Here is a 19224-nt window from a genome sequence, read left to right as displayed (position 1 = left end):
GGTACGGCGCCGACCACCGGGCCATGAAAGGCCTGTCAACGGTCGGGTACGTCACTTCCCCGCGTGTCGCCGGACGGGAATAGATCGCGGTGCTCCTCCAGCTCCTTGATGAGGTCCTGGAGCTCCGAGCGGATCCAGTCGCGCGTGGCGACCTCGCCGAGGCCCATCCGGAGCGCCGCGATCTCCCGCGTCAGGTACTCGGTGTCGGCGATCGACCGCTCGTTCTGCTTCCGGTCCTGTTCGAGATTGACCCGGTCCCGGTCGTCCTGCCGGTTCTGGGCGAGCAGGATCAGCGGCGCCGCGTACGAGGCCTGGAGGGACAGTGCGAGCGTCAGGAAGATGAACGGGTACTCGTCGAACTTCAGCGGCCCCGGCGCGAAGATGTTCCACGCGACCCAGACGATGATCGTCAGGGTCATCCAGACGAGGAACCGCCCCGTCCCCAGGAACCGGGCGATCCGCTCCGACATCCGGCCGAAGGCCTCGGGGTCGTACTCCGGGAGGAGCCTGGCCCGCCGTTCGCGCGGCAGGTCGAGCCGGATGCGGGGCAGGGTCCGCTCGCGCTCCCGTTCGCGGTCCCGGTCCTGTGTGCGCTCAGCCGCCATGTCCGGCACCCTCCTCGTGGAACTCGGTCTCGCGCCAGTCCTCCGGCAACAGATGGTCGAGCACGTCGTCGACGGTGACCGCGCCGAGCAGCGAACCGCTCTCGTCCACGACCGGCGCCGCGACCATGTTGTACGCGGCGAGATAGCTGGTGACCGCGGGCAGCGGGGTGTCCGGTCCCAGCGGCGGCAGATCGCTGTCCACGAGCGAACTGACCAGCGTGAACGGCGGGTCGCGGAGCAGCCGCTGGAAGTGCACCATCCCCAGGTACTTGCCCGTCGGCGTCTCGTCCGGCGGCCGGCACACGTACACCTGAGCGGCGAGGGCCGGGGACAGGTCCTGCTGCCGGACCCGCGCGAGCGCGTCCGCGACCGTGGCGTCCGGCCGCAGCACGATCGGCTCGGTCGTCATCAGACCGCCCGCCGTGCGCTCCTCGTACGCGAGGAGCCGGCGCACGTCGGCCGCGTCGTCCGGCTGCATCAGGGTGAGGAGCCGCTCCTTGTCCTCCTCGGGCAGCTCGGACAGCAGGTCGGCGGCGTCGTCGGGGTCCATCGCCTCCAGGACGTCGGCCGCGCGTTCCTCCTTCAGCTTGCCGAGGATCTCGATCTGGTCGTCCTCCGGCAGCTCTTCGAGGACGTCGGCGAGCCGGTCGTCGTCGAGCGCCGCGGCCACCTCGGCGCGCCGCTTGGGGGAGAGGTGGTGCAGCGCGTTGGCGAGGTCGGCGGGGCGCAGCTTCTCGAAGGTGGCGAGGAGGCTCTCGGCGCCCTGCCCGTGCTCTTCGAGGGAGAAGCCGGTGACGGCGGACCATTCGACGGTCAGCGTCTCGCCCTTGCGGCTCAGGACTCCGCCCTTCCCCTTGCGGACGAAGACCTTGTCGATCTCCCAGTCACGGCGGGCGGGCAGCTGCTGGATGGCGACGTCGAGGACGGTGACCTCCTCGCCCTCCTCCCCGCCGGGCCCCACCAGGCGGACCCGCCGGTCGAGGAGTTCGCCGAGGACGAGCCGCTCGGTCGGGCGCTGCTCGAAGCGGCGCATGTTGACCACGCCGGTGGTGATGACCTGGCCGGACTGGACGCCGGTGATCCGGGTCATGGGGACGAACACCCGGCGGCGGCTGAGGACCTCCACGACCATGCCGAGCAGCCGCGGCGGCCTGCGCCCGACCCGGAGCATGGCCACCAGATCGCTGACCCGGCCGACCTGGTCGCCGACGGGGTCGAAGACGGGGACCCCCGCGAGGTGGGAGACGAAGATCCGGGGGGCGCCTGCCGCCATGCCACGCGCCTCCTCGGTGCCGCACGATTCGAGTCACTGCAGTTCGGCGCGGATCCCTGCGGAGCTTTGCCGGGTTCAGGCTAGCCCGTGCGGTTCGGCCCCGCCCCGGCAGCGCCTCCGTACGGCTGCCCGCCGGGTCCTTCATCCGGCCCGGGTACGCTGCGGTCTGCTGTTCCCCCACCTGGGCTCCGACACCGGACCCGGCGGTTCCGCCGGGCCGGAAGCGCGGTAGTCTCCCCGGCCCGGCAGTCGGTACGGGCCCACGGCCCGTCGCTCACCCCCCCCACGACACGAGAGGCGCGCAGATGACCGTCCGTACCCCGTCATCGCGTATCCGCGGGGCTGCCACGCCCCTGGCGCTCTGCGCCGCACTGACGGTGGGACTCACGGCCTGCGCGGCCGACCCGGACGAGGGGACCAACGGGGTCGGGAAGCTCTCCGCGCCCGAGATCGAGGGCAAGGCGCGGTCGGCGGCGGACACGGCGAAGGCCGTACGGCTCTCCGGAACCCTGGTCAGCAAGGGCGACACCTTCAAGCTGAACATGCGCCTCAAGCAGAACGGCGCCACCGGTTCGGTGACGACGAAGAACAGCACCTTCGAGCTGCTGCGGGTCGGCGAGGCGCTCTATCTGAAGGCCGACGCGGGCTTCTGGGCGCACGACGCCGAGGACGGCGACGGGCCGTCGGAGGCGGACGCGGAGGCCGCCGACAAGCTGGACGACATGTACGTGAAGGTGCCGCAGGGCGACCCCTCGTACAAGCAGCTGCGCGGCTTCACCGACATGGGTCTGCTCCTCGACGGGCTGATCGGCCTGCACGGCGACAAGGTCAAGGGCGACCGGGACCGGATCGGCGGGGTCCGTACGGTCAAGGTCAAGGGCGGCGAGGGCGGCGAGGGCGGCACCCTCGACGTGGCCCTCGAGGGCTCGCCGTACCCGCTGCAGTTCGCGCGGGGCGGGGGAGCGGGGGTCGTGGTGCTCTCCGAGTGGAACAAGGACTTCCCGCTCGCCGCGCCGTCGAAGGAGGAGACCCTCGACTACGGCAAGCAGCTGCCCCGGACCTAGGGGGCCGCTCTGCCACCGTCTGCGCTCGCTCCCGGACGTACTGCCGCCGACGGCGCTCGCCCCCGGGCGTACTACCGTCGGCGGCGCTTGAGCAGCAGTCTCGGGAGACCGGCCGGGACCGGGTCGCGGGTCGTGGCGCCCGAGGGCGGCGGTACGGCCGCCAGGGAGCCGTCCGGCAGCTCCGTGGTCGCCGCGCGCGGGTCGAGCCGCAGCACCCGGCACTCGCGCGCCCAGCGCCCCGTCATGGCCTCGCCGTCGGGCGCGTTGAGCCGCTTGCCCTTGAGCTCGGCGACCGCCGCGTCCCACTCCTCGGTGCCGGCGGAGAGTTCGCGGACGGCGGCCGTCCAGGCGACGAGCCGGCCACCCTTGTCCTTGCTGCGGACCGTCACCTCGGCCGTACCGCCGTCGAGCAGACCGGGCAGCGGCTGTTCGCCGGGGCCGTCGCCGACGACGAGCGCGGCGCCGTCGTGCCAGACGTGCCAGAGCGCGCGGACGGGGCCGGTGCCGCGCACCCAGACGAGGCCGGACTTCTTGGTGGCCTCCTCGACGAGGAAGAGCTCTTCGGTCATGGCCCGAAGCCTAACGGCACCCCCTCACAGCCAGCCGTTGCGCTTGAGGGTGCGATGGATGGTGAAGCAGATGGCCACGATGCCGGTCAGCACCATCGGGTAGCCGTACTTCCAGTGCAGCTCGGGCATGTGGTCGAAGTTCATGCCGTAGACGCCGCAGACCGCCGTGGGGACGGCGACGATCGCCGCCCACGAGGTGATCTTGCGCATGTCCTCGTTCTGCGCGACGGTCGCCTGCGCCAGATTGGCCTGGAGGATCGAGTTGAGCAGCTCGTCGAAGCCGACGACCTGCTCCTGGACGCGGGCGAGGTGGTCGGCGACGTCACGGAAGTACTTCTGGATGTCGGGGTCGACCAGCCGCATCGGCCGCTCGCTGAGCAGCTGCATCGGGCGGAGCAGCGGAGTGACGGCCCGCTTGAACTCCAGCACCTCGCGCTTGAGCTGGTAGATCCGGCCGGTGTCCGTACCGCGCGTGGTGCCCTTCGCGGCCGGCGAGAAGACGTCGATCTCCAGCTGGTCGATGTCGAGTTCGACGGCGTCGGCGACCGCGATGTAGCCGTCGACGACATGGTCGGCGATGGCGTGCAGCACGGCCGAGGGACCCTTGGCGAGCAGCTCGGGCTCGCCCTGGAGGCGGTGCCGGAGGTTCCGCAGGGAGCCCTGGCCGCCGTGCCGGACGGTGATGACGAAGTCGGGTCCCGTGAAGCACATGACCTCGCCGGTCTCCACGACCTCGCTGGTCGCGGTGAGTTCGGCGTGTTCCACGTAGTGGATGGTCTTGAAGACGGTGAAGAGGGTGTCGTCGTACCGCTCCAGCTTGGGCCGCTGGTGGGCGTGGACGGCGTCCTCGACGGCGAGCGGGTGCAGCCCGAACTCGGCGGCGATACCGGCGAATTCGGCCTCGGTCGGCTCGTGCAGACCGATCCAGGTGAAGCCGCCGCCGCTCTCCCGCACCTGGCGCATCGCGCCCCGCGGGGTGAGGCATTCGCTGTCGTCGAGGCGGCGCCCGTCGCGGTAGACGGCGCAGTCGACCACGGCGCTGGAGGTCGAGTGGTCGCGGGTGGGGTCGTACGAGGTGTACGTGGTGGGGGTCTTGCGGAGGGGGTGCCGCAGGCTCGGACGGACGGCTGCGCGCAGGTCACGGATCATCGACATGGGCATGCTCCTTCACGGAGAGGCCGTCGGCGAGCGTGGCACAGCCCGGAATGGGGACGGGGAGTCAGGTCGTCCACAAAGCGGGCGGCACCGGGGGATCGCGGTGACGGCGTTCGCTACAGACAGGCAAAGGCGAGATGCTCTTCCGTCGTGCGAGATGCCGGGGAGAGGGTCCGTGTGGAGAGGTACGGACCGGAATCACCGGAGAGTCGTACGCACCGGGCTCGGGTGCGGGGCGGAAGAGCGGCTGGTACTGCCCGACCGACTTCGGTCCATCGCAGCCCCACCTCCTCCGGCCGGTCCCTCGTGAGGGATGACGTGTGACGAGTAGTCAGGAGTTCGGGACTCCCGACCAGCGGCCAAGACTATCAGCCGACAGAGGGTCAATCCCTTCCTTTGCCCGTTCCATACGCGCTTTATGCTCGACCCATGGGAGAAGTTCTTGCTCTGGTCGAGGCCCGGTTGCGTACGGCCCTCGGAGAACCGGACGCGCGCGCCGCGGTGACGTTTCTCGGCACGGACCGGATCGAGGTGCTCCGCTTCATTGACGGCGATCTCGTGCGGTACGCGACCCTCGGCATGTCGGCCCAGCCGATGGCCGACCCGACCGCCGCCCTCGCCGACCCCGTGAAGGGCCCGCGCGCGGAGCTCGTCCTGACGGTGCGCGGCGGACTCGCCGACACCGACAAGGTGCTGCGCCCGCTCGCCGTCCTCGCCTCCACCCCCCAGGTCGAGGGCGTGATCGTGGCCCCCGGCGCCTCGCTCGACGTCGGCGAGCCGCTCTGGCCCGGCGCCGCCTTCAGCTCGGTCCTCGTCGCCGAGCCCGGCGGCCTCGTCGAGGACCTGGACCTGGACGAGCCGATGGACCCGGTGCGCTTCCTGCCGCTGCTGCCCATGACCTCGAACGAGGCCGCGTGGAAGCGGGTGCACGGGGCGCAGGCCCTGGAGGAACGCTGGCTGGCGCGGGGCACGGACCTGCGCGATCCGCTGCGCAGGTCCGTGAACCTGGACTGACCGAGGTCCGTGAACCCCGGCCGGCCGGCACGGGTCCGCGCCGGCCGGCCGAGGGTGAACGGCGCGGGCCGGACGGGTGATCGTCGGTGGCCGTCCTTGACGCCGGGCCTCGCGGGTAGGACCGTTGAGCCCTATGAGGGGCGAACCCAGTTGTCCGAAGTGTGGTGGCCGGGTCAGGGCGCCCGGGCTGTTCGCCGACTCCTGGCAGTGCGACGTGCACGGCTCGGTGCACCCGCTCCAGCCCGTGATCCCGCCCAGCGTCGAGGCGCTCGGCGTCGTGGTGCACCGGTCCCAGGTGCCGGTGTGGATGCCATGGCCCCTGCCCGTCGGCTGGCTCTTCACCGGGGTCGCGTATGCCGGTGACGACCGCAGCGGGGGACGCGCGACCGCCGTCGCCTGCTCGGGACCGGGTCCGCTGGGCGGCCTCGGCGAGCTGCTGCTGATCGCGGAGGAACTCGGAGTCGGCCTCGGCGCGCGGTACGCGGGCATCGACGGCCCCGACCCCGGCCCCGGCATGGCCATCGACAAACCCCCGCAGACGAAGGTACTCGCCGCCGGGCGGCCCACCCCGCTCTGGCACGTCAACGGCACGCCCCACGACCGCGCGGTGTTCGCGGGGGAGGCGCGCGGCCTCTGGCTCTGGGCGATCGTCTGGCCCGAGCAGTCCGGCCTCCTGATGTACGACGAGCTGGTCCTGACGGACCTGCGGGACGCGGGCGCCGAGGTCGAACTGCTCCCGTGCGGCGCACTGACCCCGAGGCTGCTCGGCTAGGGGGTCCCGCTCCCCCTGCCCCACGGCGCCCCGCACGCGCTCAGGGGTGGCCCGGTGCGCTCGGAGGATCCGTACAAGCGTGTTCGATTCGCCCGTTATGCTGGAGCGTCCCTCGTCCGTCCCGAGCCCCCGGAGTACCGCGTCGTGCGCATCGATCTGCACACCCACTCCACGGCCTCCGACGGTACGGACTCCCCGGCCGACCTCGTACGGAACGCGGCCGCCGCGGGCCTCGACGTCGTCGCGCTCACGGACCACGACACCACCCGCGGTCACGCCGAGGCGATCGACGCGCTCCCCGAGGGGCTGACCCTCGTCACCGGCGCCGAGCTGTCCTGCCGGGTCGACGGCATCGGCCTGCACATGCTCGCCTACCTCTTCGACCCGCTGGAGCCCGCGCTCCTCGCCGAGCGTGAGCTCGTCAGGGACGACCGGGTGCCGCGCGCGCGGGCCATGGTCGGCAAGCTCCAGGAGCTGGGCGTGCCCGTCACCTGGGAGCAGGTCGCCCGGATCGCGGGCGACGGCTCCGTGGGGCGCCCGCACGTCGCCGAGGCGCTCGTCGAGCTGGGTGTCGTACCGGATGTGTCCGGGGCGTTCACGCCCGAGTGGCTCGCCGACGGCGGCCGGGCGTACGTCGGGAAGCACGAGCTGGACCCGGTCGAGGCGATCCGTCTGGTCAAGGCGGCCGGCGGGGTCACCGTCTTCGCGCACCCGCTCGCCGTCAAGCGCGGCCAGGTGCTGCCCGAGGCCTCGATAGCCCGGCTCGCCGAGGCCGGACTCGACGGCATCGAGGTCGACCACATGGACCACGACGAGGCGACGCGCGCGCGGCTGCGCGGGCTCGCGAAGGAGCTCGGTCTGCTGACCACGGGCTCCAGCGACTACCACGGCAGCCGTAAGACCTGCCGCCTCGGTGAGTACACGACCGACCCCGAGATCTACGGCGAGATCACCCGCCGTGCGGCGGGGGCCTTCCCGGTCCCCGGCGCGGGGGGAAGCTCCGTCTAGTCCCGGGCCGGGCTCTCCGCCCCGTTCCCGCCGTCCCACCGCTCCGGAGGCAGGCCCCCCGCGCGTGACGACGCGCGCACGCCCACTCCGCGCACCCCACGCGGCCGCGTACGGCTCTCCGCCGTGCGGCGGCGGCGCCTCACCCTGCCCCACCGGCGGAATCCCGCATTCCGGCGGCATGGGTGACACCCCACCGTTCCACCTCTCCCGCAAGGCACCCCACCGTGTTCGACGTCGCCGTCTTCGGCTCGCTGTTCCTGACCCTCTTCGTGATCATGGATCCCCCCGGGATCACCCCGATCTTCCTCGCGCTCACCTCGGGCCGCGCGTCCAAGGTGCAGCGCCGGATGGCCTGGCAGGCCGTCGCCGTGGCCTTCGGCGTCATCACCGTCTTCGGCATCCTCGGGCAGCAGATCCTCGACTATCTGCACGTCTCCGTCCCCGCGCTGATGATCGCGGGCGGTCTCCTGCTGCTGCTCATCGCGCTCGACCTGCTCACGGGCAAGACGGACGAGCCGAAGCAGACCAAGGACGTGAACGTCGCTCTCGTCCCGCTGGGCATGCCGCTGCTCGCCGGCCCCGGCGCCATCGTCTCGGTCATCCTCGCCGTGCAGAACGCCGACGGCGCGGCCGCGCAGGTCTCCGTCTGGGCCGCCATCGTCGCCATGCACGTCGTGCTCTGGCTGACCATGCGGTACTCACTGGTGATCATCCGGGTCATCAAGGACGGCGGCGTGGTCCTGGTGACCCGCCTCGCCGGCATGATGCTCTCCGCCATCGCGGTGCAGCAGATCATCAACGGTGTCACCCAGGTGATCCAGAACGCCTGAGCCCCCGGGCCCGGACACCACTGCGCCCCCGTACGGATTCCGCTCTGGCGGAGTCCGTGCGGGGGCGCGGTGCGTGGGGTGGACCCGACCTGTTACGAGGCCGAGCTCTCGGCGGGGCGGATCCAGATGCGCTGGCCGATCGAAGCGGCCTGCTGCACGATCCGATTGACGGAGGCGGCGTCCACGACGGTCCGGTCGACGGGCGTGCCGTCGATGTCGTCGAGTCGCAGGATTTCGAAGCGCATGGGCTTCTCCCTTCGTCTGAGTTGATCCTCCAGATGGAGAACTGTGTTACATACGGGTCCAACGACATGCATCCTGCAAACATTCCTTACGCTAAGGAAAATTTTCGGATGGCTAACTACTAATGGGTAGGACAGTGTGGCGGCCCGGCCCGGGGCGGCGGACAATGAGCCCCGTATGAACGACGCAGACACCACTCAGGTGACCGAGACCGACGCCCGCCTGCGCGCAGTCGACGCACGCCTGGAGCGCACCAACGAGCTCCTCCAGCGGATGCTGGTCGAGGTCGCCAAGACTCCCTCTACCCACGCCATCTTCGTCGACGCGGGTTACGTCCATGCTGCGGCCGGGTTGCTTGTGGCGGGCACCGAGGACCGGCGCTCCTTCGACCTCGACGCGGAGGGCCTCATCGAGGCCTTCATCGACAAGGCCCGCACGATCTTCGCCGACAGCAGACTGCTCCGCGTCTACTGGTACGACGGGGCCAGACGCCGTATCCACACCCCCGAGCAGCAGGCCATCGCCGAACTCCCCGACGTCAAGGTCCGCCTCGGCAACCTCAACGCCAACAACCAGCAGAAGGGCGTCGACTCCCTCATCCGCACGGACCTGGAGTCCCTCGCCCGCCACCGGGCCATCAGCGACGCCGCCCTCGTCGGCGGCGACGAGGACCTCGTCTCGGCCGTCGAGGCCGCCCAGGGCTACGGCGCACGCGTCCACCTCTGGGGCATCGAGGCCGCCGAAGGACGCAACCAGGCCGAGGCGCTCCTCTGGGAGGTCGACAGCCAGCGCACCTTCGAGCTGGACTTCTGCCGCCCGTACGTCACCCGCCGCCCCGTCACCACGTACGAGAACGAGGGCGAGCCGCCGCCCTCCCGCGAGGAGGTGCGGTTCGTCGGCGCCCAGATCGCGGCGACGTGGCTCGGCGAGCGCGGCCGGGACCGGCTCGCCGAACTCCTGCCCAGCGCGCCCTACCTCCCGGGACCCGTCGACCAGGACCTGCTCGTCGAGGCGGAACGCCTGCTCAGCCGCTCCCTGCGCGGCCACGCCGCACTCCGGCGCGCCCTGCGGGACGGCTTCTGGCAGCACCTCAAGGCACAGTTCTGAACCCCGCGGGAGCGTCCGCCCCTTCCCAGAAACCGGTGAGCAGGTCGGTCAGCTCCCGCGGGTGCGACACGTTGGGGGAGTGGCCCGCGCCCTTCACCACCGTGTGGTGCGCGCCGGTGCGGGCCGCCGCCGCGGCGAGGTCCGCGACGGGCCAGACCATCTCGTCCGTCCCGTACACGATGTGCAGGGGCATCCGCAGCGCGGCCAGTTCCTCCGTACCGTCCTGACGGCAGAGCAACAGCCGCCCCGCGCCCGCCAGTTGGGCGATCCGTGTCCGCATCCAGCGCCGCCGCAGGAAGACGGCGAGCTCCGGTACGTCGGTCGTGTCCGGCTCCTCGCCCCGGCTGTCCAGCCAGCACATCAGCTGCCACACCCGCTCCTTCGTCAGCAGCGCGAGCCCGACGCGCAGCACCCGGATCCGGATCCGCTGCGGCCTGGTGACCCGGCCGGGGCCCGAGGAGAGCAGGGTGAGCGAACGGAAGGCGGCGGGGGCGATCGTCGCCGCCTCACGGGCGACCAGACCGCCGAACGAGTGACCGAGCAGCTGGACGGGACCGTCCCCGAGGGCCGCCGCCTGCGCCACCGCGTCGAGCGCGAGCGCCCGCCGCCGGTAGGCGGCCCGCCCCCGGGGGCCCCGGGACTCGTACTGGCCGCGCCCGTCCACCGCCACGGCCCGGTATCCGGCCTCGCTCAGCGGCCCGAGCAGGGCCAGGAAGTCCTCCTTGCTGCCCGTGTACCCCGGCAGCAGCAGCACCGTCCCGCGCCGCCGGCCCAGCGGCTCCGTGTCGAGCACGGCGAAATCGCCCCGCGCGGTCTCCAGCGCGCGGGCGCGGGTCCGGGGCGGCAGCAGGAGGGAACGGGGCTTGCTCATATCCGGACTGTAACCGGAGGGGCCCGCACCGCGGCGGCCGGTGGACGCCGCTGCGGCCCGGCCCCTGGAGAGGGACCGGGCCGCAGCGGCAAGGACGGACGGATCAGCTCTCGGGCTGAGCCGCCGCCTTCTTGGTGGTGCGACGGCGCGGGGCCTTCTTGGGCTCCTCCACCGGGGCCTCGGCGACCGGTTCGGCGGCGGCCTTCTTCGTCGTACGCCGACGTGTCGGCGTCTTCGGCTCGGAGGCGTCCGGAGCCTCGGCCACGACCGCCTTCTTGGCCGCACGGCGACGGGGAGCCTTCGGGGCCTCCTCGGCGGCCGGCGCGGGCGCGGCGGTCTCGGCGACCGGCTCCGCCACGGCCTTCTTGGCCGTACGGCGACGGGGGGCCTTCTTCGGCTCCTCCGCCGGGGCGTCGGCGACGGCGGCCGGGGCGGCCTCGACCACGGGAGCGGCCTCGACGACCGGAGCGGCCTCGACCGCCGGAGCCGTGGCGACCGGGGACTCGATGATCACCGTTCCGACGGCCTCGGTGGCGGCGGCCGGCGAACCGGCGGCCTTGCGGACCACCCGGCGACGGGTCGTCTTCTTCGGCTCCTCCTCGACGACCGGCGCGGGCGCGGTCTCGACGATCACCGTCTCGGCGGGGGTGGAGACGGCCGGCGAACCGGCGGCCTTCCGGACCACCCGGCGACGGCGCGGTGCGGGCACCTCGGCCGTGACCTCGGCGACGGGCGCCACGGGCTCGGCCACCACCGGTGCGGCGGCGACCGGCTCGGCCACCGGCTCGGCGGCGACCGGCTCCGTGACCGTCTTCTTGGCCGTACGGCGGCGGGTCGTCTTCTTCGGCTCGTCCACCGGGGTCTCGGCGACCGTGACCTGAGCGGTCTCGGCCACCGGAGCGGCCGACGCGGCGCGCAGGGCGGCCGCGGCCGTCTCGACCGTCTGGAACGAACCGGTGTCCTCGACCGGACGGGCCACACGGGGCCGGCGGCGACGCGGGGCCGGAGCCGGCTCCTGGGCCACGGGGGCCGGGGAGACGGGCGCGGCCCCCACGGCCTCCGGACGGGCGGCGGTACGGCCGCGACGGCGGGGGGCCTTCGGCTCGGCCGCCGGGATCCCGGCGACGTTGGCCTGAGCAGCCTCCGCGACCGGGGCCGCGGGAGCGGCCTTCGCGACCGGAGCGGCCTCGACGACCGGGGCGACGAAAGCGACCGGAGCCACCTTGGCCGCCTGCGCGACGGGAGCCGCCTGAGCGGCAGCGGCCGGAGCGGCCTGGGCGACCGGGACGCCCTGCGTCACAGGAGCGGAGCCCGGGGCGCCGACGCGGGTGCGACGGCGGCGGCGCGGGGTGCGCGGACCGGACTCGGCCGCTGCCTCGTCCGTCACCGTCTCGACGGCCGGGGCCGCCGACACCGGGGCGTCGTCGAGCTCGCCGCCACCACGGGTACGGCGGCGCTGACGCGGGGTGCGCGTCCGCTCGGGGCGCTCCTCGGTCCGCTCGGGCCTGTCGGCCTTCGGGCCGCGGGCACGGCGTCCGCCGGGCTCGCCCAGGTCCTCGAGCTCCTCCGCGCCCAGACCCGCACGGGTCCGCTCGGCGCGGGGCAGGACGCCCTTGGTGCCCGCCGGGATGTCGAGCTCCTCGAACAGGTGCGGGGAGCTGGAGTACGTCTCGACCGGGTCGTGGAAGTCGAGGCCGAGCGCCTTGTTGATGAGCTGCCAGCGCGGGATGTCGTCCCAGTCGACCAGCGTCACCGCCGTGCCCTTCGCTCCCGCGCGGCCGGTGCGGCCCACACGGTGGAGGAAGGTCTTCTCGTCCTCGGGGGACTGGTAGTTGATGACGTGGGTGACGCCCTCGACGTCGATGCCGCGGGCGGCGACGTCGGTGCAGACGAGCACGTCGACCTTGCCGTTGCGGAAGGCGCGCAGCGCCTGCTCGCGGGCGCCCTGGCCGAGGTCGCCGTGGACGGCGCCGGAGGCGAAGCCGCGGCGCTCCAGCTGCTCGGCGATGTCGGCCGCCGTGCGCTTGGTGCGGCAGAAGATCATCGCGAGCCCGCGGCCGTTGGCCTGCAGGATGCGGGAGACCAGCTCCGGCTTGTCCATGTTGTGCGCGCGGAAGACGTGCTGCTTGATGTTGGCGACGGTCACGCCCTCGCCGTCGGGAGAGGTGGCGCGGATGTGCGTCGGCTGCGACATGTAGCGGCGGGCGAGACCGATGACCGCGCCCGGCATGGTGGCCGAGAACAGCATGGTCTGACGCTTCGCCGGAAGCATGTTCATGATCTTCTCGACGTCGGGCAGGAAGCCCAGGTCGAGCATCTCGTCGGCCTCGTCGAGGACGAGGACCTTGACGTGGGAGAGGTCGAGCTTGCGCTGCCCGGCCAGGTCGAGCAGGCGGCCGGGGGTGCCGACGACGACGTCGACGCCCTTCTTCAGCGCCTCGACCTGGGGCTCGTACGCCCGGCCGCCGTAGATGGCGAGCACGCGCACGTTCCGCACCTTGCCGGCGGTCAGCAGGTCGTTGGTGACCTGCTGGCACAGCTCACGGGTGGGGACGACGACGAGCGCCTGCGGGGCGTCGGTCAGCTGCTCGGGCTTGGCCCGGCCGGCCTCGACGTCCATGGGGACGGTCACGCGCTCCAGGATCGGCAGACCGAAGCCGAGGGTCTTGCCCGTGCCGGTCTTGGCCTGGCCGATGACGTCGGTGCCGGTGAGGGCGACCGGAAGGGTCATCTCCTGGATGGGGAAGGGGTTGACGATGCCGACGGCCTCAAGGGCCTCGGCCGTCTCGGGAAGGATTCCGAGGTCTCGGAAAGTCGTAGTCAGGGTGCTGCCTCTTCTGTGAGACGCGGCACGAGGCGAACGAAGGGGGTCGTACCGCGTCGGGACACTTCCGGCGGGATCGGGAAGATCACTGCCGGGTGACACGGGACCACTGCCGTCGCTCGAGCGTCGAACCGCTGAGGGTGACCCTTCCGCGGGGTCCGCCGGAAGGGCTGTCGGGCCGGAGCCGATCGGGCCACCGACCGGGCATCCTCATTCATGCGTCGGCCCACCGGATACGTCCGAACGTGCGAAAGCATGTCCGCATACTCAGCAGGCGCTTTATCACTGTACCCCGGAATCGCGCATGTGTGTTGGGAGAAATGGCGATGAGGGCACGGTCACACTGACTGACCAGCGCCTTCCTCCCGTGCGCGAGCGGGCTATTGTGCGCTCCATGGAGACGCCTGACAACGCCACACCCACCGGGATCGCCGCCAAGGACTGGGCGACGGCATCCGCCGAGCCGCAGTACCGCGCCGCCGTGATCGACCTCCTCGGCGCACTCGCCTACGGGGAGCTCGCGGCCTTCGAGCGGCTCGCCGAGGACGCCAAGCTGGCGCCGACCCTCGCGGACAAGGCGGAGCTGGCGAAGATGGCCTCGGCCGAGTTCCACCACTTCGAGCGGCTGCGGGACCGGCTCACCGCCGTGGACGCCGAGCCGACCGCCGCCATGGAGCCCTTCGCCAAGGCGCTCGACGACTTCCACCGCCAGACCGCGCCGTCGGACTGGCTGGAGGGTCTGGTCAAGGCGTACGTCGGCGACTCGATCGCCAGTGACTTCTACCGGGAGGTCGCGGCCCGCCTCGACTCCGACACGCGGGGGCTCGTGGTCTCCGTGCTCGACGACACCGGCCACGGCAACTTCGCCGTCGAGAAGGTCCGCGCGGCGATCGACGCGGACCCGCGGGTCGGCGGACGGCTCGCGCTCTGGGCCCGCCGTCTGATGGGCGAGGCGCTTTCGCAGGCCCAGCGCGTGGTCGCCGAGCGAGACGCGCTCTCGACCATGCTGGTCGGCGGCGTCGCGGACGGCTTCGACCTCGCGGAGGTGGGCCGGATGTTCTCCCGGATCACCGAGGCGCACACCAAGCGGATGGCCGCGCTCGGCCTGGCCGCGTAACGACGTCCTGGGGGACCGGCCGGGCGGTGTCGCTCACACCGCGGCTGATCGGCGCAGCCGGCGGCGCGACGCCGGGCGGATCAGCAGCGAGAGCAGCACCGCCGCCACGGCCACCGCACCGATCAGGGTGGCGAAGAAGTGTCCGGGACCGAGTGCCCCGTGGGTGACGAGCGCGCCGAAGACGCCGCCGAGCGCGCCGGTGGTGAGGACGATCATCCGGACGGGGAGGCGGTCGGGCAGCCGGTGCGCGGCGGCCCAGGCCAGGGCGAAGCCGAGCAGAGCGGAACCGAGGGCTTCCAGGAACACGGTTGATCACCTCGCGAGGGGTGCGGGGCGGGTGGTGCGGTCGAGAACCCTCCTACCCCCGGCGTTCGGAACGCAATCCTCCCGGGCACCCCGGCGTGGCCCTTCCGGACTGTGGAGGCACGGCACTTCCGGACAGGCGGTGCGTGGCTTTCCCGGCACGGAGCGGCCCTCGCGGACGGGGGGCCGGGGGTCCCACGGACAGACGAAAGGCCCGGTGGACCGAGACGGTCCACCGGGCCTTTCCGCAGATCCTGGGCTCAGAGCGCGCCGAAACCCACGCGGCGCACGGCGGGCTCGCCGAGCTCCACGTACGCGATCTTCTCAGCCGGGACGAGGACCTTGCGGCCCTTCTCGTCCGAGAGGCTGAGCAGCTGCGCCTTGCCGGCCAGCGCGTCGGCCACGGCGCGCTCCACCTCCTCGGCGGACTGCCCGCTCTCCAGAACGATCTCCCGGGGTGCGTGCTGCACGCCGATCTTGACCTCCACGGCTATGTCCCTCCGAACGGTCAGCGTTGCGCGATTGTCCGCGCCGTACGCTGCACACATTAGCCCGGTGAGGGGACCCGCACGGTTCAGTGGCGGCACGCCAGGAGCGAACACCCGACGGGAATGGTCAGTGGCCCTCGGCGCTCAGCTGGCCGTCCACCGGGTGGAGCGGGAAGCCGGCGATGCCGCGCCAGGCGAGCGAGGTGAGCAGTCCGACCGCCTTGTCCCGGGGGATGGCGGACTCGCTCGACAGCCAGTAGCGCGCGACGACCTGGGAGACGCCGCCGAGGCCCACGGCGAGCAGCATCGACTCGTCCTTGGACAGGCCGGTGTCCTCGGCGATGACGTCGGAGATCGCCTCGGCGCACTGCAGGCTGACCCGGTCCACGCGCTCGCGTACGGCCGGCTCGTTCGTCAGGTCGGACTCGAAGACCAGCCGGAAGGCGCCGCCCTCGTCCTCGACGTACGCGAAGTAGGCGTCCATCGTGGCCGCCACCCGCAACTTGTTGTCGGTGGTGGAGGCGAGGGCCGTGCGCACCGCGAGGAGGAGGGACTCGCAGTGCTGGTCGAGCAGGGCCAGGTAGAGCTCCAGCTTCCCGGGGAAGTGCTGGTAGAGCACCGGCTTGCTGACGCCCGCCCGCTCGGCGATGTCGTCCATCGCGGCCGAGTGGTACCCCTGGGCGACGAAGACCTCCTGGGCCGCGCCGAGGAGCTGGTTCCGCCGGGCACGTCGCGGCAGGCGCGTGCCCCGAGGGCGTGCTGCCTCTGTCTGCTCGATGGCGCTCACGCGGCCTCCCACAATCGATCCATGCACGCTGTCGCGCGCGCCGCCATCGTACTTTTGGGTAACCCGGCTGTGCGCCGTGCGAACGCAGAATTTCACGGACCGGACGCCCGGGTCGACAGTCGATTCAAGATTAAACCGAACAAACCGGCGGGAGTCACCTGCTCAGCGGTCGCCGTGCCCGTCTCAGCGGTCCCGTGCTGGTCTCAGCGGTAGTCGTCCTCGTCCAGCGCGACCACACGGGCCTGCTCGGACGCGTCGGCCTCGTTGGCCGAGTCGCGCTCGACATGGGTGAGCCGTTCGTCCTCGCGCTGCTGCAGTTCGGTGTGCTGCTCGGCGGCGTCCGCCTCCGGGGTCTCCTCGTCCAGCACCACGGCCTCTTCCTCGGTGAACGTGTCCGGCTCGGTCGGATCGACAGTCATGCGGTTCCTTCCGGCATGCGGGTCGCTGTCCTCTCGATGTGCCTCTGTCCCGAGCCTAGGAGTACATGCGCCCCGCCGCACACGCACTTGTGACGGCACCCACACGCCTCCCCGCGTGATCGTCTCGTAATATTGCGGCCATGTCGTCGACCGAGCTGCCGGAAACCCGGACCGCCGCCGCACCGCCCGAGCCGCGCACCACGCGCACCGTACGGGTCGCCGACGGCGAGGAGCTCCGCTCCGTGTCGCTGCCCGGGCTCACGCTCACCGTGCGCTCTCGGCCCGGCTCCACGACCGGACTGCCGCCCGCGCTGTACGTCCACGGCCTCGGCGGCTCCTCGCTGAACTGGTCCACCCTGATGCCGCTGCTCGCGGACATCGTCGACGGCGAGGCCGTCGACCTCCCCGGCTTCGGCGACTCGCCGCCGCCGGACGACGGCAACTACTCGGTCACCGGACACGCCCGCGCCGTCATCCGGCTGCTCGACTCCGCGGGGCGCGGCCCGGTCCACCTCTTCGGCAACTCGCTCGGCGGCGCCGTCGCCACCCGCGTCGCCGCCGTCCGGCCCGACCTGGTCCGTACCCTCACTCTGATCTCACCGGCCCTGCCGGATCTGCGGGCCCAGCGCACGGCCTGGCCCACGGCGCTCCTCGCGGTGCCGGGCGTCGCCTCCTTCTTCGCGAGGCTCACCAAGGACTGGACGGCCGAGCAGCGGGTCCGCGGCGTCCTCTCGCTCTGTTACGGAGACCCCGGCCGGGTCACCGACGAGGGCCTCAGGGACGCCGTCGAGGAGATGGAGCGGCGCCTGGAGCTCCCGTACTTCTGGGACGCCATGGCCCGCTCCTCGCGCGGCATCGTCGACGCGTATACGCTCGGCGGCCAGCACGGGCTGTGGCGGCAGGCCGAGCGGGTCCTCGCGCCGACGCTGCTGATCTACGGCGGACGCGACCAGCTCGTCTCGTACCGCACGGCCCGCAAGGCGGCCGCGGCCTTCCGGGGCTCACGGCTGCTGACCCTTCCGGAGGCGGGGCACGTGGCGATGATGGAGTACCCCGAGACGGTCGCGCAGGCCGCCCGGGACCTGATCGCCGATCACGGCGGGAGCTGATCCGGGGCGTGGGACGACATAGTCGCAAGGGCTCCGCGCCCTCGGTGGCCGACACCGGGCAACAGCCGGCGGCCGCCCGGCCGGCGGTGACGCAGGCAGTGGCGGGAACGGTGGGACCGGCGGCCGTGCGCGCGCCGGGTACCGGACGCCGCCGCAGGCCCCCGGGCGGCGGCCAGGAGACGGCCGGGACTCCCGTGTACGGGACCCCTGGGTACGGGACGCCCGCGCACGGGACTCCGGTGTACGGGACGCCCGCGCACGGGACCCCTGGGTACGGGACCCCGTCGCACGGGACTCCGGTCCATGGAACCTCCGGGCACGGCGCTCCGGCCCACGGCGCTCCCGCGTATGACGGTGGCATCCATGACACCCCCGCCCATGGGACCCCCGGCACCCCCGCGCACGGTGTGCCCGTCTACGGGACCCCCGTGCGGGGCGGGCATCCTCAGCACGACGAGGGCTCCGCGCCGCGACCCCAGCGGTACGCCCCCCGGCACGGCGCCCCCCGCCCCGCCGAGCCCGAACAGGACGCCCCGCAGGGGCCGTTCATCCCCGGGCCCCGTCACGAGGGCCTTCCCGAGGACGGCGCGCAGGCCGGCCGGGGCGGCCTCGGCCGGACCCTCACCGGAGTCACGGCCGCCGCCGTCGCCACTGTCCTCGCCGTCGTCGTCGCCGGTCAGGTGGCCGACGGCGAGAAGGCGCCGACGGTCGCACGCGCCGCCGAGCAGCCCGCCGAGCGGGCCGTCGACGACAGCTCCGCCTCCCGCTCCGACGAGCGGGCCACCCCGTCGAGCCCGGCGCCCGTCACCACCCCGGAACCGACGTACGAGCAGCTGATCACCCGCCAGTTCCGGATCGACCCGAAGCTGAAGGGGTCGGGGAAGTTCCAGGCGGTGCCGGGCCTCCAGAAGGCGCCGGGCAAGGGGCGGCTGGTCCGCTACCGGATCGACATCGAGGAGGGGCTCGGTCTCGATCAGGAGCTCTTCACCGCGACCGTCTTCAAGACGCTCAACGACCGCCGCAGCTGGGCCGGCCGGGGTGCGATGACCTTCGAGCGGATCTCCGGCGGGGAGCCCGATTTCGTCATCACGCTCGCCAGTCCCGGCACCACCGGCGAGTGGTGCGCGAAGTCCGGGCTCGACACCACGATCGACAACGTGTCCTGCGACTCGGCCTCCACCGACCGCGTGATGATCAACGCGTTCCGCTGGGCGCAGGGGGCCGAGACCTTCGGTCCCAAGGCGATGTACGCCTATCGCCAGATGCTCATCAACCACGAGGTGGGGCACCGCCTCGGGCACGGTCATGTGAGCTGCAGTACCCCCGGGGCGCTCGCCCCCGTGATGCAGCAGCAGACGAAGTCCCTGGATGTGGGCGGGATCAAGTGCCGTCCCAACCCCTGGGTGTATCCGGGCAGTTGACGTCCGGCAGGACGGGATCGTGGCCGCTGCCTGACTGTCCGTGACCGCTCCGCCGCGTAGCGCGACTGAACGCGACCGGGGTGGGAAAGTTACGTGCATTCACCCCTTCCAGTGGTGGGGGGGGGGGGCGGGGGGGGGGGGGCCCCCCCCCCCCGGGGGGGGGGGGGGGGGGGGGGGGGGGGGGGGGCCGGGGGGGGGGGGGGGGGGGGGGGGGGGGGGGGGGGGGGGGGGGGGGGGGGGGCGGA

The 19224-nt window shown here is 72.6% G+C and carries 20 protein-coding genes; 9 read left to right on the top strand and 11 right to left on the bottom strand.

Annotated features, from left to right (window positions below; genetic code table 11):
- Positions 1-35 precede the first annotated feature (35 nt).
- Both ACFVYX_RS24580 and ACFVYX_RS24575 read right to left on the bottom strand, forming a co-directional pair.
- On the bottom strand, positions 36-605 hold the full coding sequence (locus ACFVYX_RS24580) for a DUF1003 domain-containing protein (protein WP_389683610.1): 570 nt from the start codon (positions 603-605) through the stop codon (positions 36-38).
- Positions 595-1878 (bottom strand): magnesium transporter MgtE N-terminal domain-containing protein, encoded by a 1284-nt coding sequence (locus ACFVYX_RS24575; RefSeq protein WP_389683608.1) that lies wholly within the window; start codon positions 1876-1878, stop codon positions 595-597. The genes ACFVYX_RS24580 and ACFVYX_RS24575 overlap by 11 nt, the downstream gene beginning before the upstream one ends.
- Positions 1879-2183: 305 nt before the next feature.
- On the opposite strand from ACFVYX_RS24575, the gene ACFVYX_RS24570 reads away from it, so the two are divergent.
- Entirely contained in the window at positions 2184-2942 is a 759-nt protein-coding gene (locus tag ACFVYX_RS24570) for a hypothetical protein (protein WP_389683607.1), read from the top strand.
- Positions 2943-3013: 71 nt separating this feature from the next.
- Here ACFVYX_RS24570 and ACFVYX_RS24565 read toward each other — a convergent pair whose 3' ends face one another.
- A complete protein-coding gene (locus ACFVYX_RS24565; RefSeq protein WP_389683606.1) occupies positions 3014-3511 on the bottom strand; it encodes a hypothetical protein in 498 nt (165 codons plus the stop codon).
- A gap of 24 nt (positions 3512-3535) precedes the next feature.
- The gene (locus ACFVYX_RS24560) at positions 3536-4666 is read right to left on the bottom strand and encodes a magnesium and cobalt transport protein CorA (RefSeq protein ID WP_389683604.1); all 1131 of its coding nucleotides are present in this window, start codon (positions 4664-4666) and stop codon (positions 3536-3538) included.
- Between the two features lie 429 nt (positions 4667-5095).
- Between ACFVYX_RS24560 and ACFVYX_RS24555 the strand changes: the two genes are divergently transcribed.
- The 4 genes from ACFVYX_RS24555 to ACFVYX_RS24540 all read left to right on the top strand — a co-directional run bounded on the left by ACFVYX_RS24555 (position 5096) and on the right by ACFVYX_RS24540 (position 8290).
- A complete protein-coding gene (locus tag ACFVYX_RS24555) occupies positions 5096-5680 on the top strand; it encodes a suppressor of fused domain protein (RefSeq protein WP_389683603.1) in 585 nt (194 codons plus the stop codon).
- Positions 5681-5813: 133 nt separating this feature from the next.
- Entirely contained in the window at positions 5814-6452 is a 639-nt protein-coding gene (locus ACFVYX_RS24550; protein WP_389683602.1) for a DUF6758 family protein, read from the top strand.
- A 144-nt stretch (positions 6453-6596) separates the two neighbouring features.
- Positions 6597-7460, top strand: coding sequence for a PHP domain-containing protein (locus ACFVYX_RS24545; RefSeq protein ID WP_389683601.1), 864 nt, complete (start codon positions 6597-6599; stop codon positions 7458-7460).
- 224 nt (positions 7461-7684) lie between these two features.
- The gene (locus ACFVYX_RS24540; protein WP_389683600.1) at positions 7685-8290 is read left to right on the top strand and encodes a MarC family protein; all 606 of its coding nucleotides are present in this window, start codon (positions 7685-7687) and stop codon (positions 8288-8290) included.
- A 92-nt stretch (positions 8291-8382) separates the two neighbouring features.
- On the opposite strand, the gene ACFVYX_RS24535 is transcribed toward ACFVYX_RS24540, so the two are convergent.
- Positions 8383-8535 (bottom strand): hypothetical protein, encoded by a 153-nt coding sequence (locus tag ACFVYX_RS24535; protein ID WP_362524569.1) that lies wholly within the window; start codon positions 8533-8535, stop codon positions 8383-8385.
- Positions 8536-8710: 175 nt separating this feature from the next.
- Between ACFVYX_RS24535 and ACFVYX_RS24530 the strand changes: the two genes are divergently transcribed.
- Complete coding sequence (locus tag ACFVYX_RS24530; protein WP_389683599.1) at positions 8711-9640, top strand: NYN domain-containing protein; 930 nt, start codon at positions 8711-8713, stop codon at positions 9638-9640.
- On the opposite strand, the gene ACFVYX_RS24525 is transcribed toward ACFVYX_RS24530, so the two are convergent.
- Positions 9624-10511: an alpha/beta fold hydrolase gene (locus ACFVYX_RS24525; RefSeq protein ID WP_389683598.1), complete on the bottom strand. Its 888-nt coding sequence runs from the start codon at positions 10509-10511 to the stop codon at positions 9624-9626. The two genes, ACFVYX_RS24530 and ACFVYX_RS24525, sit on opposite strands and share 17 nt — an antisense overlap.
- A 103-nt stretch (positions 10512-10614) precedes the next feature.
- On the bottom strand, positions 10615-13242 hold the full coding sequence (locus ACFVYX_RS24520; RefSeq protein WP_389683597.1) for a DEAD/DEAH box helicase: 2628 nt from the start codon (positions 13240-13242) through the stop codon (positions 10615-10617).
- 487 nt (positions 13243-13729) lie between these two features.
- Between ACFVYX_RS24520 and ACFVYX_RS24515 the strand changes: the two genes are divergently transcribed.
- The gene (locus tag ACFVYX_RS24515; protein WP_389683596.1) at positions 13730-14452 is read left to right on the top strand and encodes a ferritin-like fold-containing protein; all 723 of its coding nucleotides are present in this window, start codon (positions 13730-13732) and stop codon (positions 14450-14452) included.
- A 33-nt stretch (positions 14453-14485) separates the two neighbouring features.
- Here ACFVYX_RS24515 and ACFVYX_RS24510 read toward each other — a convergent pair whose 3' ends face one another.
- From ACFVYX_RS24510 to ACFVYX_RS24495, 4 genes are all read right to left on the bottom strand, one after another.
- Positions 14486-14758 carry a hypothetical protein gene (locus tag ACFVYX_RS24510; RefSeq protein WP_389683595.1) on the bottom strand — a complete coding sequence of 91 codons (273 nt, stop codon included), beginning with the start codon at positions 14756-14758 and terminating at the stop codon, positions 14486-14488.
- A gap of 257 nt (positions 14759-15015) precedes the next feature.
- Positions 15016-15243: a DUF3107 domain-containing protein gene (locus ACFVYX_RS24505; RefSeq protein WP_189800025.1), complete on the bottom strand. Its 228-nt coding sequence runs from the start codon at positions 15241-15243 to the stop codon at positions 15016-15018.
- Between the two features lie 127 nt (positions 15244-15370).
- The gene (locus tag ACFVYX_RS24500; RefSeq protein WP_073809023.1) at positions 15371-16030 is read right to left on the bottom strand and encodes a TetR/AcrR family transcriptional regulator; all 660 of its coding nucleotides are present in this window, start codon (positions 16028-16030) and stop codon (positions 15371-15373) included.
- A 203-nt stretch (positions 16031-16233) separates the two neighbouring features.
- Positions 16234-16449: a hypothetical protein gene (locus ACFVYX_RS24495; protein ID WP_389683594.1), complete on the bottom strand. Its 216-nt coding sequence runs from the start codon at positions 16447-16449 to the stop codon at positions 16234-16236.
- Between the two features lie 140 nt (positions 16450-16589).
- Here ACFVYX_RS24495 and ACFVYX_RS24490 point away from each other — a divergent pair, with 140 nt between their 5' ends.
- Entirely contained in the window at positions 16590-17558 is a 969-nt protein-coding gene (locus tag ACFVYX_RS24490) for an alpha/beta fold hydrolase (protein WP_389683593.1), read from the top strand.
- A 407-nt stretch (positions 17559-17965) separates the two neighbouring features.
- Positions 17966-18979, top strand: a complete 1014-nt coding sequence (locus tag ACFVYX_RS24485) for a DUF3152 domain-containing protein (RefSeq protein WP_389683592.1) — start codon at positions 17966-17968, stop codon at positions 18977-18979.
- The last annotated feature ends 245 nt before the right edge of the window (positions 18980-19224 follow it).

The organism is Streptomyces sp. NPDC058326 (genome assembly GCF_042879855.1).
Lineage (GTDB): Bacteria > Actinomycetota > Actinomycetes > Streptomycetales > Streptomycetaceae > Streptomyces.
This window is presented reverse-complemented; position numbering and strand designations above follow the sequence as displayed.